Raw genomic sequence first — 20,137 nt, 5'->3', positions numbered from 1 at the left:
TGATGAACAAGGCCAGACATATAGCCATCATAATGGACGGAAATGGACGATGGGCAGAGCAACAGGGCAAAAAAAGAGTCAAAGGGCATGAAGCAGGTGCAAAAGTCGTCAAAGCAATCACAACCTATTGTTCAAATGATGAAGATATAGAACGCCTGACACTTTATGCCTTTTCAACGGAAAACTGGAAAAGACCACGTCTCGAAGTTGAGTTTTTAATGAAACTTTTGGAAAAATATCTCAAAGACGAATTGCCCTCTTACTTACAAAACAATGTCAGATTTGAAGCTATCGGTGACATTCGTGCTTTTTCAAAATCACTGCAAAAAACCATACAAACGGTAGAAGAAAAAACGGCGCATTGTGACGGGTTGGTGCAGAGTCTTGCCCTGAACTACGGTTCGCAGGACGAGATTCTTCGTGCAATAAATTCTTTAAAAAAACAGGATGAAAATATCACACTGGAGATGCTTAACAATGCACTTGACTGCAAAGTAGCCGTAGATATACTCATTCGTACCGGAGGAGACAAGCGGCTTTCAAACTTTCTGCTTTGGCAGTCGGCATATGCAGAGCTTTTTTTTACAGATACGCTCTGGCCGGACTTTACATGTAAAGAATTAGAAAAAATTCTACAAAAATTTACAAAAATTGAAAGACGATTTGGTGGTTTAAAATGATGGAACTTGGCATAGCTTTTATACTCGGTATACTTTTTGGTTCTTTTTTAAATGTTGTCATTCTTCGCATACCAAAGGGAGAAAGCGTTGTTTTTGATGCGTCACACTGCCCTGCATGCAATGAAAAGCTCAAACCCTGGCATAACATTCCGCTTTTTTCATGGATTTTTCTAGCAGGAAAATGTGCCTACTGCAAATCACATATTTCTGTGCAGTACCCGCTTATAGAACTTCTCTCAGGTTTTATTTTTGTCATTCTTGCCAATAAATTCGGACTGAATCTGCCGGCATTTTTCATAGCTTTGAGTTTTTTGATGCTTTTAGCGCTTTCGGTTATAGATTTCAGATACAAAATGGTACCCGATTCACTCAACCTCTTGGCTATTTTCTTTGCCATACTCGGCGCATGGAGTATTCAAGGTTTTGTTCTTAACCTGGAAAACGCCCTCCTTTTTGCCGGTGGTTTTACACTCCTGCGTTTTACTCTTTCTTATTACTTAACATCATCTGTATTTAGAGCCGGACTAAAAACGAAAACATCCTGGAACAGGCACTATGACAGGACACCTTTTATAGAAGCTATGGGAGAAGGCGACATTATGGTAGCGGCTGCAATGGGCGCACTTTTAGGAGTCAAACTTGGTCTTGTTGCCATTTTTCTCTCAGCCCTCTTGGCTTTGCCGGTTATGCTCTTGCTTCTTAACAAATCAAAAGAGGAACAACGCGTCCCCTTTGTGCCTTTTTTGGCACTTGCAACTTTCATAGTCTATGTGTATGATTCTCAAATACTCAGATACATCGAGGCAAACTACTAATGCTGAGATTAAAAAAATATATACTGAGTAACTTTTCTGCTCTTTTTATGTCCATATTTTTGCCGTTGTTTGTCATAGCATCAGTAATATTTTTAATTAAACTCTCTACCTATACGGCAGTTATTCAACTGACTATTTTGGAAATGGGCAAACTGTATCTTTTCATACTGCCTGAAATTCTTTTTTATACGCTGCCTATTACATTTTTTGTCGCAGCAACACTTTCTTTGTTTAAACTTTCAAATGACAATGAAATAATCGTTATTTTTTCACTTGGAATTGCACCGGGTTTTATCATCAGAACCTTTTTCAAACCTGCTTTCATATTAAGTCTGCTGCTGGCATTTAACTTCCTGGTTGTTGCACCCCATACGACTACTTTGTCAAAAAACTTCCTCTCCTATAAAAAGAGTGAAGCAAAATTCAATCTTGCAGCTAGTGAATTTGGAAACAGTTTTGGGGACTGGCTTTTATACATTGGAGCAAAAAACGAAGACGGTACCTTTTCCAAGGTATTTTTGTTTAACAAAAAACAGGAAGAAGAGATACTCATTGCTGCAAAAAAAGCCAAAGTTATTAACGATTCGGGAATTTTACGTCTTCAGTTAATGGATGGAGAGGGTTACAGTTATTCAAAAGAAAAATTTTCTCAGATAAATTTCCAAGAGATGCTTATCAACGATACGCTCAAAGCAGACTTGACCACCTATGAACAACCCTTGCAGTACTGGCTCTCAAAAGAGAATGCCGGGAGAAAAAAACATATCTTCATTAAAGATACCTTGCTGAGTCTCTTTCCGATGATAACACTTTTTTTAATCGCAAGCATCGGTATAGTTCAGGTAAGACATCAGAAGTCTAAAGTCTATTTATATCTCTTTGTAAGCATAGTTTTATTTTATGGGATGACAATAGGTTTGGAAAAAATGTTTCAATACTATACGATTCCTGTTGTTGCACTTTCATGGCTGATAATAACATATGCCATCTATAGAAAAACTATCGTCAATAAGTTTTAATTCACATGAGAGCAGCATTGCATTTAGCCTATAACGGCACTCATTTTTTTGGTTCTCAAACACAAAAAGAGACATCTGATACAGTCCTTGGTGAGCTTGAAAATGTTTTGAAAAAACTGGGAATTGAGCAGAAAGTCGTGGCAAGCGGGCGAACTGACAAAGGCGTCCATGCTACTATGCAGGTCTGTCATATAGATTTACCGCCCTACTGGGATGATATGGAAAAACTCAAAAAAGTTCTCAATAAAATGCTCTGTGATGCTTTACATGTAAAAAGAATCATACATGTAAAGGATGATTTTCATGCACGATACAGTGCAAAAAAAAGAAGCTACCGTTACATCATTAAAACAAAACAGAAAAATCCTTTTGAAAGTGATTTTGTTACTTTTTTAGAGGATGTAAACCTGCAACAGATACAGCAAAACATCGCTCTTTTTGTCGGAGAGCATGATTTCAGACAGTTTATGAAAACAGGCAGTGACGTAAAATCTACTACAAGAATTATATACAGAGCTTTTGCCTATCAGCACAAAGACTACATTGTTTTATACTTTGAGGCCAACGGATTTTTGCGCAGCCAGATCAGACTGATGGTCGGTGCACTTTTGACACTCACTAAAGATGCAATACAAGCACAGCTCAACTGCACCCAAAAGTACAAAATCAAACCGGCACCTCCAAACGGGCTTTATCTTGCAAAAATCAAATACTAGACTTCCTTCGGTTTCACGCTCCAGATAAATACAAGCGGTATAAACAGCAGAGTCAAAAAGGTACCTACAATCAAACCGCCAATTGCTACCGTTCCAAGCGGTGCCAAACGCTCCAACCCAATGGCAGATCCAAGCGCGACAGGCAGCATACCCGCAGAAGTTGCAAACGCTGTCATAAGAACAGGCCGCGTTCGTATCTTGATGCTCTCAACCATTGCTTCAAAAGTGCTGTATCCTTCTTTCATCTTTTCAAGTGCAAAATGGATTAGAAGGATTGCATTGTTGACGATAATACCACTCAAGAGGATAAATCCCATCATTGCCGGCATAGAGGTATGGTAGTGCATAAGAAGCATCATCCACGAAGCCCCTATAATGGTAAGCGGTATCGAAAAGACTATCATCATTGAAATTTTTACAGAATTGAACATGGCGATGAGGGTAAAAAGTATCAATATAACTGCAAAACCAATGGCCCCTACCATTCTTCCTGCAGAGTTTTTAAACTGTTTTATATCTCCCGTCTGCTCCATTGTTACACCATCGGGCAATACTTTACCTGCAAAGGCTTTGTCAAAATTTGCCATTATATGAGAAATCGCCGCCTTTTCCCGAAAACCGTACACATTCAGAGTATATTGCAATCCTTCTCTTGTAATCAGAGACGGCTCCTGCACCATTGTGATCTTTACCATATCACGCAAAGGTATTTTTCCTCTTTTTGTCGTAACAAGATAGTCTTTAATTTCTTCAATACTTTCTCTCTTTTTCTTGTCTACCCATACTCTTATGCCAAAATCCGCACTATTTTGCAGATAAAATGAGGCTGCTTTTGCCCCGCGTACAAAGAGTTGGAGTTGTTTGGCTATCTCTTCGTTGCTTAAACCGTAATAGGCGGCTTTTTTCTCGTCTATACTGAATTCATAGACTCTTTTGCTCGCAAGCCAGGTTCTTGAAACACTGACGACCCCGCCTGTATGTTGCATTGCATCTGCAACAATGTCACCGGCCTTTTGCAGTTTTGTCACATCATCGCTGTAGAGTGTTACATCAATATTTGCACGAAGACTCGCAATCGCTGTTGCACCATAATCTACAACATCCACACTGTTTACATTTTTTATTTTATTCAGTGCTTCACGCAGTTTGCGTTCTATCTGCCAGATACTCTCTTTTCTTTTGTATCTGTCTACATAGGTTGCCGATATGCTGATGTGGTCTATAGAACTGCCGCTTCCTATACTCATAACACCCGCTTCGCTTCCAATGGCACTTGAGAGATACAAAAGTTCTCCCTGTTTTGTTATGATTTTGTTTGCCTCTTCTACTACTTTTTTACTCGCTTCTATAGGCAGATTCGGATCCACTGTGATGCTGATTCTTACTCCTCCTGTATCCATAGGCGGCATCAGTTCCTGTCCGACAGTTGGCATAACACCTTTGACACTTGTAAAAAAGAGCAGAAAAAGTACCGCCACATACAACAATGCAATGCTTTTTTTCTTTGCACCCAAAGAGACGGCACGCACAAAAAAATCGGCGATTGCACTGCTGAATCCTCCTGTGATTTTTTCAAAAAAAGCTTCGCTCTTTAAAACAAAAGGAGATTTGATGGTAAGAATTTTCAGTGACAACAGAGGCACAGCCGTTATAGATATAACATACGAAGCTGCCAGTGCCAAAAGCAGTGTTGCTACAAGCGGTTGGAAAATTGTCTGCGGATATCCTCCTACAAAAAGCATAGGAGAGAGGGCTATCATCGTTGTGATCGTTCCACTCAAATCTGCAAACATAATCTCTTTGGTTCCGTTATAGACAGCTTTGTGTATCTCATCATGGAGTTCTCTGTAATGCCTTTCAATGTTTTCCATCACGACTACAGCATCATCCAAAAGAAGTCCCAGTGCCAATATAATGGCGGTAAGCGTCACGACATTAAACTCTATACCCATAATCCACATAAGGGCTATAGTGGTAGCATAAACAAGTGGAATGGTAACCAAAACAACCAAAACTTGACGAAAAGATGCCAAAAAGAAAAAAACAACAAGCGTCGACATAATGATGGCATCGCGCAAAGATTCAAACATATTGTTTGTACTTTGCACTATAGTGTCTTTTTGCGTATCGGTAATTACAAAAGAGAGATTCTTATATTTGTTTTGCAGTTTTTGTATCTCTTTTTCTACTCGTGCGATTGTTCTTATTACATCAGCATTACCGGTTCTCTGTACAGCAATGGCGATAGCATTTTTTGAATTTCCATAGTATTCGGCACTGTTGTCATAATGTCCAAAATAGACTTTTGCGATATCTTGCAGTTGTATCTCTTTGGTAATACTGACTTTTTTCAGATTGGCTACAGTATCACGTTTTCCCTGGGCCCGCAAAAGATATCTTTTGTCTTTTCCTGTAATAAATCCAATAGCAAAGTCATTATCATTTGCCCGTAATTTGGCAACAACCAGGGCTATATCAAGATTGTAGCGCTCAAGTTTTTCTTTATCGACGATAACCTCTATCTCTTTTTCATAGCCGCCAAATACATCCACATTGGCAACACCCTGTACTTTAATAAGCTTATGCTTTATCTGTGTTTGCACAATTTGCCTGATATCTTCCAAAGAGACATTTCCCTCTTTTGCACTGACTGCATATGTCACTATCGGGGCAGTTGCTTCTGTTATTTTTATAATCTGGGGATTTAAAATGGATGCAGGCAGTTTGGCCCTGATTTTATCAAGCGCATTGGAGACATCACTTGTAGCACTGTCAATATTTTTTGTATACTCAAACTCGGCAGAAATCACACTCACTTCATCAATGGTTGTTGAGTAGACTCTTCTTATTTTGTCCAGTGTATACAGCTCCTCTTCCACAGGAATGGAAACATTTGCCGCCAAACCTTTCGCTGATTCTCCCGGTTCTACAATTACCACTGCTACAGTTGGATAATTGGAATCCGGAAAAAGTTTTCTGTCTATTTTGTTGTACCCGACAAGGCCCAAAAATAAAAACAGTGCCAAAAATGAAATAATAAAATAGGGTCTTGAAAGTAAAAAATCCACTATGGAAAAACTATTTTTCATGCGTCTGCGCCTTGTCGATTATTATCTTTCCATAGGCTGGAAGCATAGAAAGTTTTGCTTCAGAACCCAGAGCCACGCTATACTTTGGACATGGAGATACGACAGCCGCTCTGTTGTCTTCCAAAAGCAGGTCAACGGCAAGCTTTGAAAATTTGCCTTCTTTGTATTGCATTACATATACACCCTCTTGTGTATGCAAAAGTGCATTTAAAGGAACACTGCATCCCTTTGCATTTGCAATTTCAACGTTGATATGAACAAAAGATTTGTTTGCAAAATCTATGCGTTTTTGCAGTGTGACTTCGGCAACGAGCAGAGCATTTTTTGCATCATCATAAACCTTGCTGACTCTTCCTATCAAGCTTTTTTGCAGGTAAACCTTTTGTCCTTTGGCTATTGGTATCTGATTTTGGGAAAAAGAAAAAGTCAGCTTTTGCTTCTCTGTATTGAGCGTGACAACAGGTTTTCCTGCCGGAGCGATGGACCCTTCATCCAGGAGTTTAGAGCCGATAACACCGTCAAAAGGGGCTACAAGATTCAGGTAATTCAACTGTACCTTTGTTTGTGTTATTTTTGCCTCCGTCGATTTGACAGCTGAACGTTTTGTCTGATACTTTGCATTCGAAGCATCAAGTATCTCTTTGGAAACAGCTTCGATTGCATAAAGCTTTTTATTTCTTTGCAAAATATCCTGAGCATTTTTTAAATCAAGCATAAATGCTTTTTTCTGTGCTTTGAGTGATGCAAGATTTGCTAAAATATCCTTATCATCAAGCGTCACCAAAAGTTCCCCTTTTTTTACTTTGTCATTTTCATGCACATATATTTTTTTGATATTTGCTGTAAATTTTGAAGCAATATCTGCCTGCTTCAAAGAAAACACCTCTGCCAAAAACTCTCTCGTACGAGAAATATTTTTCTCCTTTGCTACAGTAGTCTCTACACTTTTACTATACTCTTTTGCTGCAGGCAAAGCAGCCACATGTTCTTTTTGTTTTTTCAAAAAAATTCCTGCGCCTGCTATTACAATAACACTAAAAACAATTAATACAGTTTTTTTCATCTACTTCACTTCCTTTTCTAAAAGATATTCTTTATAGTATTTCGCCTTTTGATACCCGTATTTTGCTTCTGTCATTTGGGCATAGACCAGCTCTTTTTTTGCCTGTGTATCCAACAAATCCACAAGAGAAAGGGCATTGTTTTCATACTTGATCTGCTGGGCTTTTTCTATCTCCTGTAAAAGTTCATACTGACTTTGCAAAGCTGTATAGTCTGCCTGTGCGATTTCTATTTTGGAATTTGCAATTTTTAAATTTTTTTCCAACTCCAACCGTGTTATGCTTTTGTCTATTTTTGACTGCATCAGAGCAATCTTTTCTTTGGCCACATCTGCACTTTTTGCTCCGAAATCATAAAGATTCCACTGCAGGTGCAAACCTATCTGCCATACATTTTCACTGTTAAAGTCATTTTTGTTTAAATATGTCACACCTGTCTGAGCAAAAGTATTTGTCGTTGCATTGGGCCCCATACTGTAGCCGTAATATGCACTGAAATCCACCTTTGGATAGTACAGTGCCTCTGCGGTACGGACTCTTTTTTGTGCTATATTGCTTTTTAGTGCAGCAATTTTTAATCGGCTTAAGCTTTTAAGGTCCGGTTCGCCTTCTTGCAAGCCCTCAAAAGTGACACTGACCTCTTCTGCTTTGTCAAATTTGTCCGAGGCAATCATTTGCGAAAGAGAAGCTTTTAAAATTGCTATATTGGAGGTTATCTTATTTTTATTTGCCACTGCTTCCACATAGGCATTTTTTGCCTCCAGCATGTCAAGTTTTGATTTTCCTCCAAGCTTATATGCTTTTTGTATATACATGTAAAGACTCTTTTTTGCCTCTATATACTTTTTTTGTGCTTTGAGCTGCTCCTGCAGTGATAAAAGAGAGAGATAAATATTTTCTACATTGTAAATGAGCTCTGCTTTTGCAAGTTTTATTTTAAAAAGACTGTTTTTATATGCTAAATCCGATATTTTATAGCTGTTTTGTTTGGCAAATCCGTCAAAAAGCGTCACATTGTAAGAGATACCCGTAGAGACCAAATCATTTGTTGTCGGCATCTCATAGGCACCTGTTGGAGAAGAAACGATTTGCATTGGTGTTAACGGCACCAGTGTTCGTGCATTGTTGTAATGGTCATAATTGAGGGTAGCATCAAATCGACCAAGGTTCTGTGCCTGCTTTATACGCCTGCTTTTTTGTGAAACCTCTTTATCCAAAAAGATTTTTTTCAAAGAGTTATTGTGCTGTAATGCCTCATCTATTGTCTCCTGCAGACTCATCGCTTGCAGCGAAAGAGGCAAAAGAAAACCTAAAACCAGTTTTTGTATCATGTTCATCCAGACCTTGTAAAAAATATAGCTAATTCTAACACTTTCGTATTAACTCATTGTTAAGAGGACATAATTCTGTATTGACTCTTTTTATGATATGATATAACTGATTTTTATATATGAAGGATATTTCATGCAAAAATACAGATGTACCGTATGTGATTATATTTATGATCCTGAAGCGGGTGATGAAGAGAATGGCATACCTGCAGGCACACCCTTCGAAAATTTGCCTGAGGATTGGGTATGTCCGGACTGCGGCGAACCCAAAGATGTTTTTGAACCTTTGGAAGATGAATAATCTACTCCTGCTCCTTCTGCTCATAACTGCAAATATTTTTGCGGCGTATACTAAAAATGATGCATCGCAGGATTTTATTTTTCCTAAATGGAGAGAACTGCATAAAATCAACAAAGCACTCCTGCACTCACATGACCACCATGCGGCAGTCGATATTTATACCAATGAGATTGCGACAAAACCGTATATCGAACAACAGTCGTTCTTTCCCGAGGGCTCTGTAATTTTAAAACCTTTGTATAAAAAAAACAGTAGACGAAGCTATTTGGCACGTCTTGTTGTGATGGTTAAAATGCATAAAGGGTATGATACAAAAAACAGTGACTGGTGGTACGGAGTCTATGACAAGACAGGAACAGATGTCTGGTTTGAAGGCAAGATCAAATCCTGCATCCAATGTCATGAAATTGCCAAAAAGAGCGATTACCTTTTTACCGAAAAAGTTATGGAAGAAATTGAATTTCAAGAGTAAATTTATGCTTTTCTTGCTACACTTATAAAAATTATAAATATTTCAAAAGAGAAAACAAATGTTTGAAAATGTAAAAATGCCAGAAGGCTTGAATCCTGAAGTCCTGGAACACCTGATGAATCCGAAAAATTACGGAAAACTGGATGATGCCGACGGAGTGGGTGTGGCTCTGGATGAAAAAACAAAAGAGTATGTCATCTTTTATACAAAACTTGATGACAACATCATAAAAGATGTAAAATTTGCAACGAACGGATGTCAGGATACCGTAGTTATCGGATCGATGTTTACGCAGATGATAAAAGAGAATGATTTGGACTACGCAAATACTGCTGTCGAAAAAATACATGAAAAACTGGGAAAACTCTCAGCACAGCAACTTATCTGTGCAGAGATTGTTTTTAGTGCCTTTTTGGCATCACTTCAAAATTTTAAAAACAGAAAGAACGGCGCAGATGAAGAACTGCATCTGTTTAAAATGAAAGAGAGCTGCGAGACGGCACCTGTGCAGAAGGATAAAGAAAATGAATAAAAGATACCAAAAAAAACATGAACTCTGGCTTGCTGTACTTTTTGCCTCATTTGCCATAAACGATGAAACAATCAAGTCCCGTTTGTATGATTTTTCACAAATTGCCTTTCGGCATATGAAATGGCTTGGCGAAGAGGCTTTGGAAAAAGGAGAGGATTATAATTACGACAGAGATATGCTCTTGTATAAGCGTAATACAGTTTTTGAAGTCATTACAGCTCTCAAAGAACAAATAGAAGAGATTCAGCCATTTTATCCACAAAACATTTTAGGTGAACGCATCAAAACGGATGACGCCTATCTCTTAGAGTATCTTTCTCAAATTTTAAAAGATGAGAAAAACAATCAAGAGGTTACCGCATTTAATATGCAGCGTAAATGGGGAGACAAAAACCTTTCTCAGGAGCAAATTGACGCATTGACACTCTTTTTGTTTGAAGAGTCGTACAAAGAGTATGAACTTATCTTAGTCTATGCCTACATGCAGGCAAGAACCAGAAACGTACTGCATTTTAATGTTTTTCAAGATTTGGTTGACGAGTCACACTTTCATCTCAAATCATTTGGCAACATGATGGCGAAATTAGGCATTTTAGCACTTCCGAGAGAATTGCACACTATGACCTATGTCGTCAAAGATTTGGAAGAGTTTGTCAAAGACGGCATTGCCGAAGAAGAGGCTGCAAAAATTATGTGCAAAGAGTTAAGTGATGCTATCAAAGATGAAGAGCTTGCCAGGTTTTTTGATTTTATCAATTATCAGGAGAGTTATCATATTGAGTTGATGAAAAAACTTTTATAAGTTCTTTTATCTTGAAAGACGCAAAGCCCGCACTGAAGTACGGGTTCCGAATTTGAGTGCCGACTGTTTTTTTTTGCTTTCATGCCACTCTTGCCCGTACTGAAGCACGGATTCCGAAGAACTGCACACTCTCTTGGAATCGGTACTTCAGTGCCGACTGTTGCTATTTCCTTGTCACTCTTGAGGCACTAAAATACCAATTCAGAAAAAACTCCTTTTTGCCCAGAGTATCCCCAAGTACTCATGAATTGCTATACTTGAAATATAAAAATAAACAGGTTTGGGAACCTGCAGATACCCTCTGAACTCACTTTTGTAATAATTTGTCGGTGCAGCTATGGGATGCATACCGAGTGAGCGAAAAAGCAGCATAGCCCGTGGCATATGTGTGGCAGAGGTTACCAGTACAAAAGGCTTATCTGTGACAAGTGTTTTGGTGAAAATTGCTTCTTCTTTTGTATCTGCCGGCTTCCCGTTTATAATCATATCTTTATATGCCACACCCAAAGCATGTGCCAGTTTTGCATTCATCGCTGCATTTGTTGTATTTGTATCTCCCTCGTATCCTGTAAAAATCAATTTTGATTCCGGCATCTTTTTATGTATGAGTATTCCTTCTAAAACTCTTTTTGTGCCGGTACTGCTGATTTGGGAAGAGAGTGGCTGAGACGGATCCGTATTATGTCCGTTGCCGAGTACATGTATATATTTAACCTGCTGTTTATAATCAAATTTCGGATACTGGTTTTCCAGATTCTGTACCAAAAAGTTTGCAAAAGGCGGATAGGAAAAAAGTAACAGTAAAAACAGACCCGAAAAAAACAGTATCTTTGCAACACGAATCTTCTTTACATGTAACATGTAAAGCCCGACTGCCAACAGTGTAACAATCAAGCCAAGCGGTTCTACAAAAAATGTTAGAAATTTTTTCAGATACAAACCTGCACTCATGTGATAACTTCATTGATTTTATTTGTAACACGCGGATCCCAAAACAGTTCCGTATGCGAAAGTCCTTTGAACTCTTCATAATGCACTAAATTTTTTATATGCTTTTTTAGATTTCTGGAATTTTGCAAAGGAATAAGTTCATCATCCCGACTCACAAACAAATAAGTATCAGCTTTTACATTTTCAATATAATGCATCGTTTTGAACTTATACCGTAAAAGCTTTGCCATATAAGAAATTTTAGAATATTTTTGGCGCAAAAGCTGTCCTATGGAGTCAAAGGCCCCTATCAAAAAGAGTGCTGATACATTATGTTTTGAAGCAACATACGCAGCAACACTCGAACCCAAAGAGTAGCCCAAAAGATAAAAATCACCATAGTTTTTCTGCACCAACTCTGCAATTTTCAGACTGTCTTGCAAAATATTTTTCTCATTTGCCACACCTTCACTTTTACCGTAACCACGATAATTAAAGACTACTATTCGTGATTTTGGATAAACCTGGGATAGCCTGTTTAAAAGGGCCACACCGTCATGACTCCGACCAACAAACATAAGCAGGGTGCTTTTCGGATTTTTCGGCTCATACACAGCACCCTCAAGTTCTATACCATCATCCATTTTCGCACTTAAAAGGGAGCAGTCTTGGCACAAACGCCTCTCTTTTATATATGTAGGACGAAAAATCATAAAATATTGCCATTGATAAAAAGCAAACAGTAATATTAAAAAAGTGAAAATTAAAAAAGCTATATAAATCATGAAAAGAATTATAGTATAATTCGCCTAATAAGTGCCAGAGGATAATAAATGCAAGTATTTGGAAAATTTTCAACAAACTTTGATATGGACTATTTAGTCGAACAGTATATGTATATCAATGAGAACGAAGAGGAAAAAATCACCGTTGATGATTTAGAAAACATGCTTAAGAAAAAACGCAAAACTGTCGCAGGAACTGTTTTTTTGTATAACCCTGAAGTCAGTCCAGTCGGTTATAAAATGAGCCGTTTTTTGCAAGAAGAAGGATTTGACAAGTATGATGAATTTGTCCCTCTGAATGAAAGTCCAAAAGACTATGTTTTAAACGCAGGCTTTAAAGAACACTACAAAGGCAAACTTGTCCAGATCAGATATCTGTTTAATTATAACAGGGAAAACATCGAACCTACTCCTATTTTAGAAGAGTTTGATGCTGACCTGGACAAAATCACCTCTTCTCAGCTTACACGATATGACAAGCAGCTGAACTATATTGATATACCGAACATCAGACTCAGCGGAAAATTTGTCTTTTTCGGCATAGGAAACAAATACGACAGACACCACAAAGCCATCATCGCCTATGCAAGAGCACTCTCTTTACATGTAAACAAACTCGATAAAAACGTGGTCTTTATGTATGACAACAATTATGACCCGGACGAGTGTATAGAGAGAGCCTACTATCTTTCTCCTTTTGCCAGCGGAAAAGCAAGAGAGGTCCGTGCCAATGCAGTCAAAGCAATTTTCAAAACGCTCCCGCCGCAACGCGTAAAAATCTAATCTCTCTGATTATCTCTTTTTAGCCCAACGCGCAAAAAACCTTGCCGGGCTGATTCTCTCACTGATATTTTTTCCGTGCAGTATATGCTCTGTCAATATTTTTGCCAGATACGGTGCCAAGACAAAACCGTATCCGCCGCTTCCGTTTATCATAAAAAGATTTGGATAATAGACATACTCTGAATAATCAGGCTTTTTCGTATGCAAAGAGCCTTTACATGTAAGCAGTGTTTCGCTTGAAAGTACCAAAGAACCGACCATCGGCAGATAATCAAAAGAACCCGAACGCAGTCCCGTATAATCTTTTATGACTTCCACATTTTCCAACTGCATAGTTTGTGAAGCTTTTTGCAACAGCTCTGCTCTGCCCTGCTCAGTGTCATACGCTTCTTTATTTTTTTCGGGATGATAATGCACATTATGTGTGGCACCTATGGCTATTTTTCCATTCTTTGAAGGCGAGATAGAGACATGCTGATGCACAGAACAGCAGTTTTGCGTTGTTGTTGTGACATCTATGCGATGTCCCCAAACACCACGGAGTTTGATGTATGGCTCTTTAATGAGCATATCATATGCTCCTGTTGCCAACACAACATTTTTGGCGCTGTAACTTTCATTGATGACCCAATACTCATCATCAAACACCAGTGTCTCTGCTTTTTCTTGAACAAATGTCGCTCCGCAGGACATATCACTGCATACTTTTTGGGCATCGACGACACCGGCATCTATAGAAACACTCTCTCTTTTTTTTGCCTCTGCACTCAATTGCGAGTATAAATCAAGCGGAATGTTTTGCAGTGGCAGCGGTGCACTTTGTTTATATACATCCAAGCCTGCATCATCCGCTTCCTCTTTTGCAATGTGAACAAGCTGTGCTTTTGTGAAGGTTAAAGGGAAATTTTTATCGTAAAAATCATAAGAGTAGACAAAGGCTTCTTGAAGCAGCTCTTTAAGCTCGCCGGCTTTGGAAAATTTTGGAGATATAAAAGCACCTGCAGCACCGCTTCCTCCACTTGCTATGCCTTCTTTGTCCAAAAGAAGCACACGCTTACCCTCTTTTATAAATTCATACGCCACAGAGCAGCCGTTTATACCGGCTCCGATAATGGCTACATCATACATTTATATACTTACTTCTTTAATGTCGGCAATCTTCAGAATACTTTTATAGATGGATGCGACCAATGCTTTACGGTTGTTTTTCAGTTTTTCATCTTCTGCATTGACCATAACATTGTCAAAAAATGCATCCAATTCAGGTTTAAGCCCAAGGAGTGCATCCAACTCTTCTTCATAGCTTTCATAAGTTTTTGATATCACTTCTTTGTATCTTTTGTATAGTATTTTTTCAGCTTCTTCTTCAAACAGGCTTTCATCTACATGTAAATCAGCATTTAGGTCAATATCTTTCGTGATATTTGCCACACGTTTAAAAGTAGATGAGACTTCATCAAAACCTTCCGAATTGACCAAAGTATTGAGTGCTTCTATTTTTCTACCGAGTGCCAGGAGTTCTCTCTCACCGGAAGCCAAAACCGCTTCAATAATAGACGGATTGACTTTATAGTATCTTTTGATGCGTTCTATAATGAAGTTTTCAAGTTTTTCCAAATCAATTGCATCATAATTTGCGGACAACTCTTTTAAAGTCTTCACAATGTCAAATTCAAAACCGTACTCATTGACAATACGGATAATGCCGTTTACAGCACGACGCAGGGCAAAAGGGTCTCGAGAACCTGTCGGGATTTCATTGACAGAAAAAAGTCCAAGCAGTGTATCAAGCTTGATGCTCATCGCCACTATGGCACTTAAAGGTGCAGAAGGGAGTTCGCTCTCTTCACCCTCAGGCAGATACTGCTCTTTTACAGCCAAGGCAACAGCCTCGTTTTCACCTGCTTCTTTTGCATAGTAGTAGCCCATCAGTCCCTGAAGTTCTGTAAACTCATACACCATTTCGCTCATCAGATCGGCCTTTGCAAGCTCTACAGCTCTTTGCAAATCCTCTTTTTTTACATCAGGCTGATACATATCATATAAAGCACTGGCAATTTTTTCTTCACGCTTTATTTTGTCCGAAACACTGCCCAACCCTTTAAAAAAGGCAACTTTTTCCAGCCCTTTTGTACTCAAACCGTTTTTCAAGTCATTTTCATAAAAGAAAAGCGCATCTGCCAAACGAGGACGAAGCACACGCTCATTTCCGGCTATTACTTCAGAAAAATCATCTGTCAGGGCATTGGAGACAACTACAAACTTATTGATAAGTCTGCCCTCTTTGAATACAGGAAAATAACGCTGATGCTCTTTCATAGAAGTGATAATAACCTCAGGAGGCAATCGTAAAAATGCTTCATCAAACGAGCCTAACAACGCCGTCGGATTTTCCGTAATAGCAACCACTTCCGCAAAAAGATCTTCATCTATCTCAACATTGACACTGTTCTCATCTTCAATTGTTTTAATGTCAGCAAGTATTTTTTCTTCTCTTGTCTGTTGAAAAAGTGTCACACCACCATTTTTGAGTGTTTCAAAATACTCTTTTGTCCCTGTTATTTCTACAGGATTAAAATTTGCTATACGGTGAACACGTGTAGTTTTGGCAGCATCGATGCCATACATGTGCATAGGAACAAGCGTATCATCCAGTTGCACATTTATCCATCGTACAGGACGAATAAAACTCTCATGCAAACTGCCCCATCGCATAGATTTGCCAAAATCAAGCGACTTGAGCCATGCATGTATAATCTCTGGCAAGAGTTCCGCCGAAGGTTTTCCTGCAACATCTTTTTTATAGTAAAGTACCTCTTTACCGCCTTTTTCTGCCGTACTGAGTTCGTCTAGTGAAACTCCGCATTTACGGGCAAATCCCTCAGCTGCTTTGGTAGGGACGCCATCTTTGTAGGCAACTGCCAAAGGCGCACCAAAAAATTCTTCTACACTGTCAGCCTGCTGCATTGGAAATTCTCTGTGCCACATTACCAAACGGCGAGGCGTATAATAAAATTCAAATTCACTCAAGAGAGCATATTTTTCTAAAATATCGGCATATTTTTTTTCAATATTCTTCATCTCTTTTAAAAGAGGAACCGCAGGAAGCTCTTCAACACCGATTTCAATTAGTAATGGTTTTAACATATTTAGACTCTTTATGTATTAATTAACGCGATTTTATCTCTTTATTGGTTAAAAACTCTTAAAATGGTTCACATATGTCTTAAATAAATTTCAGTTAGGAAATATAAGTATGCAAGAAAAAAAATCTTCTATCGACCCGAAAGACTTAATGGCAGTAGAAAGAGCGACTACCGCACTTATCGGAACCTCTATCTCCCTTATTATTCTCGGTTTTATTATTGAAAAATTTGAACTGTTTCTGCATATTATATCTGTCGAGCTAACAGGAAAAAAACATGATACCATACCGCAGTTGACACATATTGCCTTTTACAATTATCTGGGTATATTTATCACGATATGCGGTATGCTTCTGGCTGGATACACCTATAAATACTACCTCACATGGATCACACATCTGGAAAAAGGAGAAATAGATACCGACAAAAACATTTATTTTTATCTTTCATTGACAGTTTCACTTGTCGGTTTTGTACTTTTACTCAGTATGATCTTTATTTAAAATAGAATCCGAGTTAAAAAGAGTGTTAAAAAAAACAAATAATCTTAGTATAAACTTAGACAAGATAAATATGCTCTGATTTATGATAATGCTAAAGATTTTATAGATACAATAACGTTAAATAAATTAACACAAGGAATTTAATATGCCAAAGATTAACAAATACGTTGACATTGACACAGTAGAAAGAGAAGCAAAGAAAGATTTAATTGACCGTCACTCACCATTCATTACCGTACCTGGTGTTGCTAAAAAAGGCGAAATGCTTGCAGTAAACGTAAAAATGGGTAACGAATATACTCACCCGGATGATTTCGATCACTACATCGAGTCTATCACTCTTTATGACGGTGACACTAAATTGGCAACGGCTACTTTTGTTCCTGGAACTTTAGGAAATGAAAAATCTCATGCTGAAGTAACTTTCAACATCAGACCGATGAAGAAAAAACTTACTCTTGTAGCACATGGTTACTGTACTAAGCACGGCATCTGGGAAAGTACGCCTGAAATCGTAGAAGTTACAGAATAACTTAAATTCTTCAGATAGAATTTTTAATTCTATCTGAGCATTTCTATCATTTTATTTAAAATCTTCACATCCAGCTGTTTACTCATTTTCGTTTTCATCAACAACAATGCTTCAAAGACTCCCATTGCTTCTTTATAGGATCTTCTGCTCGTTAACGCATCAAAAACATCACATACAGCTATAATTCTTGCTATATAAGGAATATTTTCTCCATTGAGTCCTGCAGGATACCCTGAACCGTCCATTCTTTCCTGATGATACTTGATACCCATGAGAATATCTTTGTTTTTTATTCCCAGTTTTAATCCGATGGCATAGCCAAACATCGGGTACTTTTTCATTTCAGTAAATTCTATTTCTGTCAAGCGTCCTTTTTTTTCAACAATTTCAGGATTGATTTTACTTTTTCCGATATCGTGCAAGAGTGCCGCTTCTCCCAATGCCTCAAGCATTTCTTTGGAAAATTTCAAGTAAGTGCCAAGATTTAATGCGTAAATGCAGACATTAATAGAGTGTGTCATTATTGTATACTGATGTTCAGCTATATTTATAATAGAGTCAATAGAAAAATTCTTATCTGCAACAGTTTCCACAAGCTCATATATCACATGTTTGGATGTTTTATAAGTCTCGAGATCTTCCGGATTTGAAAACAGAGTATGAAGGATAACAGTCGCTTTATGATATATTTTAGCTGCTTTTTCTTCAAAGTTTATGTATTTTTTTTGAGCATGTGCAACTCTTTGGTTGTAATATCTGAGATAATATGCCCGCTCTTTTTCATTGATATAAACAGCGTTGATATCTTTAAGCTTTTCTACATCCTCTGTAGTCACCAAAGTGCCTGCATGTTTAAAATAGTGCATCTTTTTTTCTTTCTCTGAAGGAATAAAAAGATTAAACTCAAATACTGCATTTTCTTTTATGATATCTTTGTCTATTGAAATATATTTAGTTGACTTCAAACATACTGCCTGTTATTATAAATTTAATTTCACAGATGGTTCATCTATATAAAATCCTTGTGAATAGTCTATACCCAATTCACACACTCTGTCCATAACAACACTTGAATGCACATATTCTGCTATTGTTTTTATTCCCAGTTTTTTAGCAAACTGAACAATTGTATCGACAACAATTTTTGAAGCCTCATCCACATCAATATTTTCTATAAGTGAACCGTCGATTTTTATATAATCTGCATCAATTTTTGTTATATATGAAAAATTGGAGTAGCCGCTTCCAAAATCATCTATCGCTATTTTCGCGCCATACCTGACAACTTCACTGACAAACCTGTCTACCCTTTTAAAATCCTGCACGGCTTCTGATTCCAAAAGCTCAAATGTTACTCTTGAAGCTGCGTGAGAGTTTTTCAGTTTATTCAGGATAAAATTAAATATTTCGCTGCTCATGATGTCTTCTATGGAAAGGTTAATACTGAATTCAAACTCATTCTTTTCAAAAACAGCAAAGGATTTGTTGATTATTTTTTTTGTCACTTCATTATAAATTTTAATATTTTTAGCAATAGGAATAAACAACAAAGGAGAAAGAATCTTTCCGTTCATATCTACGAGTCTTGCCAGGCACTCGTATTTTGTAATTTCTTTCGTTTTGTTGTCACGAATCGCCTGAAAATATGGAATGATTTTGTCATTTTGCACCGCTTCGCGAACAATTGAAGAGAGTTGTAAATTACGCCGATATTCATCTTCAAAATGCATTTTGTCTTCATAAATCCAAAAGGGAACACCCTTTTTCTTTGCATACATCAAGGCCATGGAAACTTTGGAAAAAATATTATTGTTTATTCTGTCTGATGACGATGCTAAAGTAAAATCAACAAAAATTTGTGTTTCCTGATAAGTGACTTTTATGTTTTTTATCTTTTCGTAAAGTTCACTCAGATAACTCTTTAAATGATAAAAACCAAGATTTTCATCCAGTGAAATGGCAAATTCTGCGCCTGAAAGACGATAAACCTGATTTGGCGAAAGGACTTTTTTTAAGTATTTTCCGACATATTCCAAAACATAATCGCCAACTACAAATCCGTAAAAATTATTGATTGTCTGAAAATTATCAATTTTCAAGAGAATCAAACCGCACTGCTCACAGTTTTCCAGGTCTTTGCGAAGTTGATACAAGTTTGGAAGATTAGTCAGGTGGTCTGTAAAATAACGTTTAAAAAGTTCTCTCCTGTACTCTTGAATACTCAAATTTTTGCTTGAATGGTCTTCATAAAGCTCTTTGAGCACTTCATCACTTATATGCTCTGTATCATCCGTATCTATCGTAAAAACTACAACAGAAGTTTTTTGCTTGTCATCATGCTTTAAAAGTACTATTTTTGCATCCGGTACTGTCTTGTTGATTTCTCGTACTAGAGTTTGAACCAATACAGTATTGTGTATATATGAGAGGATATGAATCAATACTTTATGTTTCGCCAAAAGCCCAATTTCATATATTACATCTGGAACTTCAGCGGATGAACTTAATGTAAAATTTTCAACTTCAAAAGTATCACTATTCATACTGTCTTTGCCTTTATACCTGTGTTTCATGTGTATAATAACATATTTTTAATCCATAAAGTAGAATTTAACCGCAGTTTGACTATACTCTTGTCAT

General features: G+C 37.6%; 20 protein-coding genes. 11 read left to right on the top strand and 9 right to left on the bottom strand.

Annotated features, from left to right (window positions below):
- Positions 1–2 precede the first annotated feature (2 nt).
- The 4 genes from MNY28_RS01480 to truA are packed head-to-tail and all read left to right on the top strand — an operon-like array spanning position 3 to position 3,230.
- Positions 3–680: a di-trans,poly-cis-decaprenylcistransferase gene (locus MNY28_RS01480; protein ID WP_346389030.1), complete on the top strand. Its 678-nt coding sequence runs from the start codon at positions 3–5 to the stop codon at positions 678–680.
- Positions 680–1,495, top strand: coding sequence for an A24 family peptidase (locus MNY28_RS01475; RefSeq protein ID WP_151901523.1), 816 nt, complete (start codon positions 680–682; stop codon positions 1,493–1,495). Before MNY28_RS01480 ends, MNY28_RS01475 begins: the two co-directional genes overlap by 1 nt.
- The gene (locus tag MNY28_RS01470; protein ID WP_151900437.1) at positions 1,495–2,514 is read left to right on the top strand and encodes an LptF/LptG family permease; all 1,020 of its coding nucleotides are present in this window, start codon (positions 1,495–1,497) and stop codon (positions 2,512–2,514) included. Before MNY28_RS01475 ends, MNY28_RS01470 begins: the two co-directional genes overlap by 1 nt.
- Before the next feature lie 5 nt (positions 2,515–2,519).
- On the top strand, positions 2,520–3,230 hold the full coding sequence (gene truA / locus MNY28_RS01465) for a tRNA pseudouridine(38-40) synthase TruA (RefSeq protein ID WP_346388693.1): 711 nt from the start codon (positions 2,520–2,522) through the stop codon (positions 3,228–3,230).
- Here the strand turns inward: truA and MNY28_RS01460 are convergent.
- From MNY28_RS01460 to MNY28_RS01450, 3 genes are read right to left on the bottom strand one after another with little or no spacing between them, the layout of a single operon-like run.
- On the bottom strand, positions 3,227–6,319 hold the full coding sequence (locus tag MNY28_RS01460; RefSeq protein ID WP_346388692.1) for an efflux RND transporter permease subunit: 3,093 nt from the start codon (positions 6,317–6,319) through the stop codon (positions 3,227–3,229). The genes truA and MNY28_RS01460 overlap by 4 nt on opposite strands.
- Positions 6,309–7,382: an efflux RND transporter periplasmic adaptor subunit gene (locus tag MNY28_RS01455; RefSeq protein ID WP_346388691.1), complete on the bottom strand. Its 1,074-nt coding sequence runs from the start codon at positions 7,380–7,382 to the stop codon at positions 6,309–6,311. The genes MNY28_RS01460 and MNY28_RS01455 overlap by 11 nt, the downstream gene beginning before the upstream one ends.
- Positions 7,383–8,717, bottom strand: coding sequence for a TolC family protein (locus MNY28_RS01450; RefSeq protein WP_151900441.1), 1,335 nt, complete (start codon positions 8,715–8,717; stop codon positions 7,383–7,385).
- Between the two features lie 127 nt (positions 8,718–8,844).
- Here MNY28_RS01450 and rd point away from each other — a divergent pair, with 127 nt between their 5' ends.
- The 4 genes from rd to MNY28_RS01430 are packed head-to-tail and all read left to right on the top strand — an operon-like array spanning position 8,845 to position 10,818.
- Positions 8,845–9,012 (top strand): rubredoxin, encoded by a 168-nt coding sequence (gene rd / locus MNY28_RS01445; protein WP_346388690.1) that lies wholly within the window; start codon positions 8,845–8,847, stop codon positions 9,010–9,012.
- Positions 9,005–9,484, top strand: a complete 480-nt coding sequence (locus MNY28_RS01440; RefSeq protein ID WP_346388689.1) for a cytochrome P460 family protein — start codon at positions 9,005–9,007, stop codon at positions 9,482–9,484. Before rd ends, MNY28_RS01440 begins: the two co-directional genes overlap by 8 nt.
- Positions 9,485–9,542: 58 nt before the next feature.
- Entirely contained in the window at positions 9,543–10,016 is a 474-nt protein-coding gene (locus tag MNY28_RS01435) for an iron-sulfur cluster assembly scaffold protein (protein ID WP_151900443.1), read from the top strand.
- Positions 10,009–10,818 carry an iron-binding protein gene (locus tag MNY28_RS01430; protein WP_346388688.1) on the top strand — a complete coding sequence of 270 codons (810 nt, stop codon included), beginning with the start codon at positions 10,009–10,011 and terminating at the stop codon, positions 10,816–10,818. The genes MNY28_RS01435 and MNY28_RS01430 overlap by 8 nt, the downstream gene beginning before the upstream one ends.
- 201 nt (positions 10,819–11,019) lie before the next feature.
- On the opposite strand, the gene MNY28_RS01425 is transcribed toward MNY28_RS01430, so the two are convergent.
- Both MNY28_RS01425 and MNY28_RS01420 read right to left on the bottom strand, forming a co-directional pair.
- A complete protein-coding gene (locus tag MNY28_RS01425) occupies positions 11,020–11,769 on the bottom strand; it encodes an ElyC/SanA/YdcF family protein (RefSeq protein WP_346388687.1) in 750 nt (249 codons plus the stop codon).
- Positions 11,766–12,461, bottom strand: coding sequence for an alpha/beta hydrolase (locus MNY28_RS01420; protein ID WP_346388686.1), 696 nt, complete (start codon positions 12,459–12,461; stop codon positions 11,766–11,768). The genes MNY28_RS01425 and MNY28_RS01420 overlap by 4 nt, the downstream gene beginning before the upstream one ends.
- Positions 12,462–12,581: 120 nt before the next feature.
- Here MNY28_RS01420 and MNY28_RS01415 point away from each other — a divergent pair, with 120 nt between their 5' ends.
- Positions 12,582–13,316, top strand: coding sequence for a hypothetical protein (locus MNY28_RS01415; protein WP_346388685.1), 735 nt, complete (start codon positions 12,582–12,584; stop codon positions 13,314–13,316).
- Positions 13,317–13,325: 9 nt separating this feature from the next.
- On the opposite strand, the gene MNY28_RS01410 is transcribed toward MNY28_RS01415, so the two are convergent.
- Positions 13,326–14,444 carry an FAD-binding oxidoreductase gene (locus MNY28_RS01410; RefSeq protein WP_346388684.1) on the bottom strand — a complete coding sequence of 373 codons (1,119 nt, stop codon included), beginning with the start codon at positions 14,442–14,444 and terminating at the stop codon, positions 13,326–13,328.
- On the bottom strand, positions 14,445–16,463 hold the full coding sequence (glyS, locus tag MNY28_RS01405; protein ID WP_346388683.1) for a glycine--tRNA ligase subunit beta: 2,019 nt from the start codon (positions 16,461–16,463) through the stop codon (positions 14,445–14,447).
- A 109-nt stretch (positions 16,464–16,572) separates the two neighbouring features.
- Between glyS and MNY28_RS01400 the strand changes: the two genes are divergently transcribed.
- On the top strand, positions 16,573–16,965 hold the full coding sequence (locus tag MNY28_RS01400; protein WP_346388682.1) for a DUF202 domain-containing protein: 393 nt from the start codon (positions 16,573–16,575) through the stop codon (positions 16,963–16,965).
- 145 nt (positions 16,966–17,110) lie between these two features.
- A complete protein-coding gene (locus tag MNY28_RS01395) occupies positions 17,111–17,497 on the top strand; it encodes a class II SORL domain-containing protein (protein ID WP_151900453.1) in 387 nt (128 codons plus the stop codon).
- A 29-nt stretch (positions 17,498–17,526) separates the two neighbouring features.
- Here the strand turns inward: MNY28_RS01395 and MNY28_RS01390 are convergent, their stop codons facing one another.
- Together MNY28_RS01390 and MNY28_RS01385 are read right to left on the bottom strand one after the other, a co-directional pair.
- On the bottom strand, positions 17,527–18,462 hold the full coding sequence (locus MNY28_RS01390; protein ID WP_346388681.1) for an HD domain-containing phosphohydrolase: 936 nt from the start codon (positions 18,460–18,462) through the stop codon (positions 17,527–17,529).
- Between the two features lie 15 nt (positions 18,463–18,477).
- The gene (locus MNY28_RS01385) at positions 18,478–20,040 is read right to left on the bottom strand and encodes an EAL domain-containing protein (RefSeq protein WP_346388680.1); all 1,563 of its coding nucleotides are present in this window, start codon (positions 20,038–20,040) and stop codon (positions 18,478–18,480) included.
- Positions 20,041–20,137 lie beyond the last annotated feature (97 nt).

The organism is Sulfurimonas sp. NWX367 (assembly GCF_039667065.1).
GTDB lineage: Bacteria > Campylobacterota > Campylobacteria > Campylobacterales > Sulfurimonadaceae > Sulfurimonas > Sulfurimonas hydrogeniphila.
Note: the sequence above shows the minus strand (reverse complement) of the source record. Positions and strands in the feature narration are given on the sequence as shown.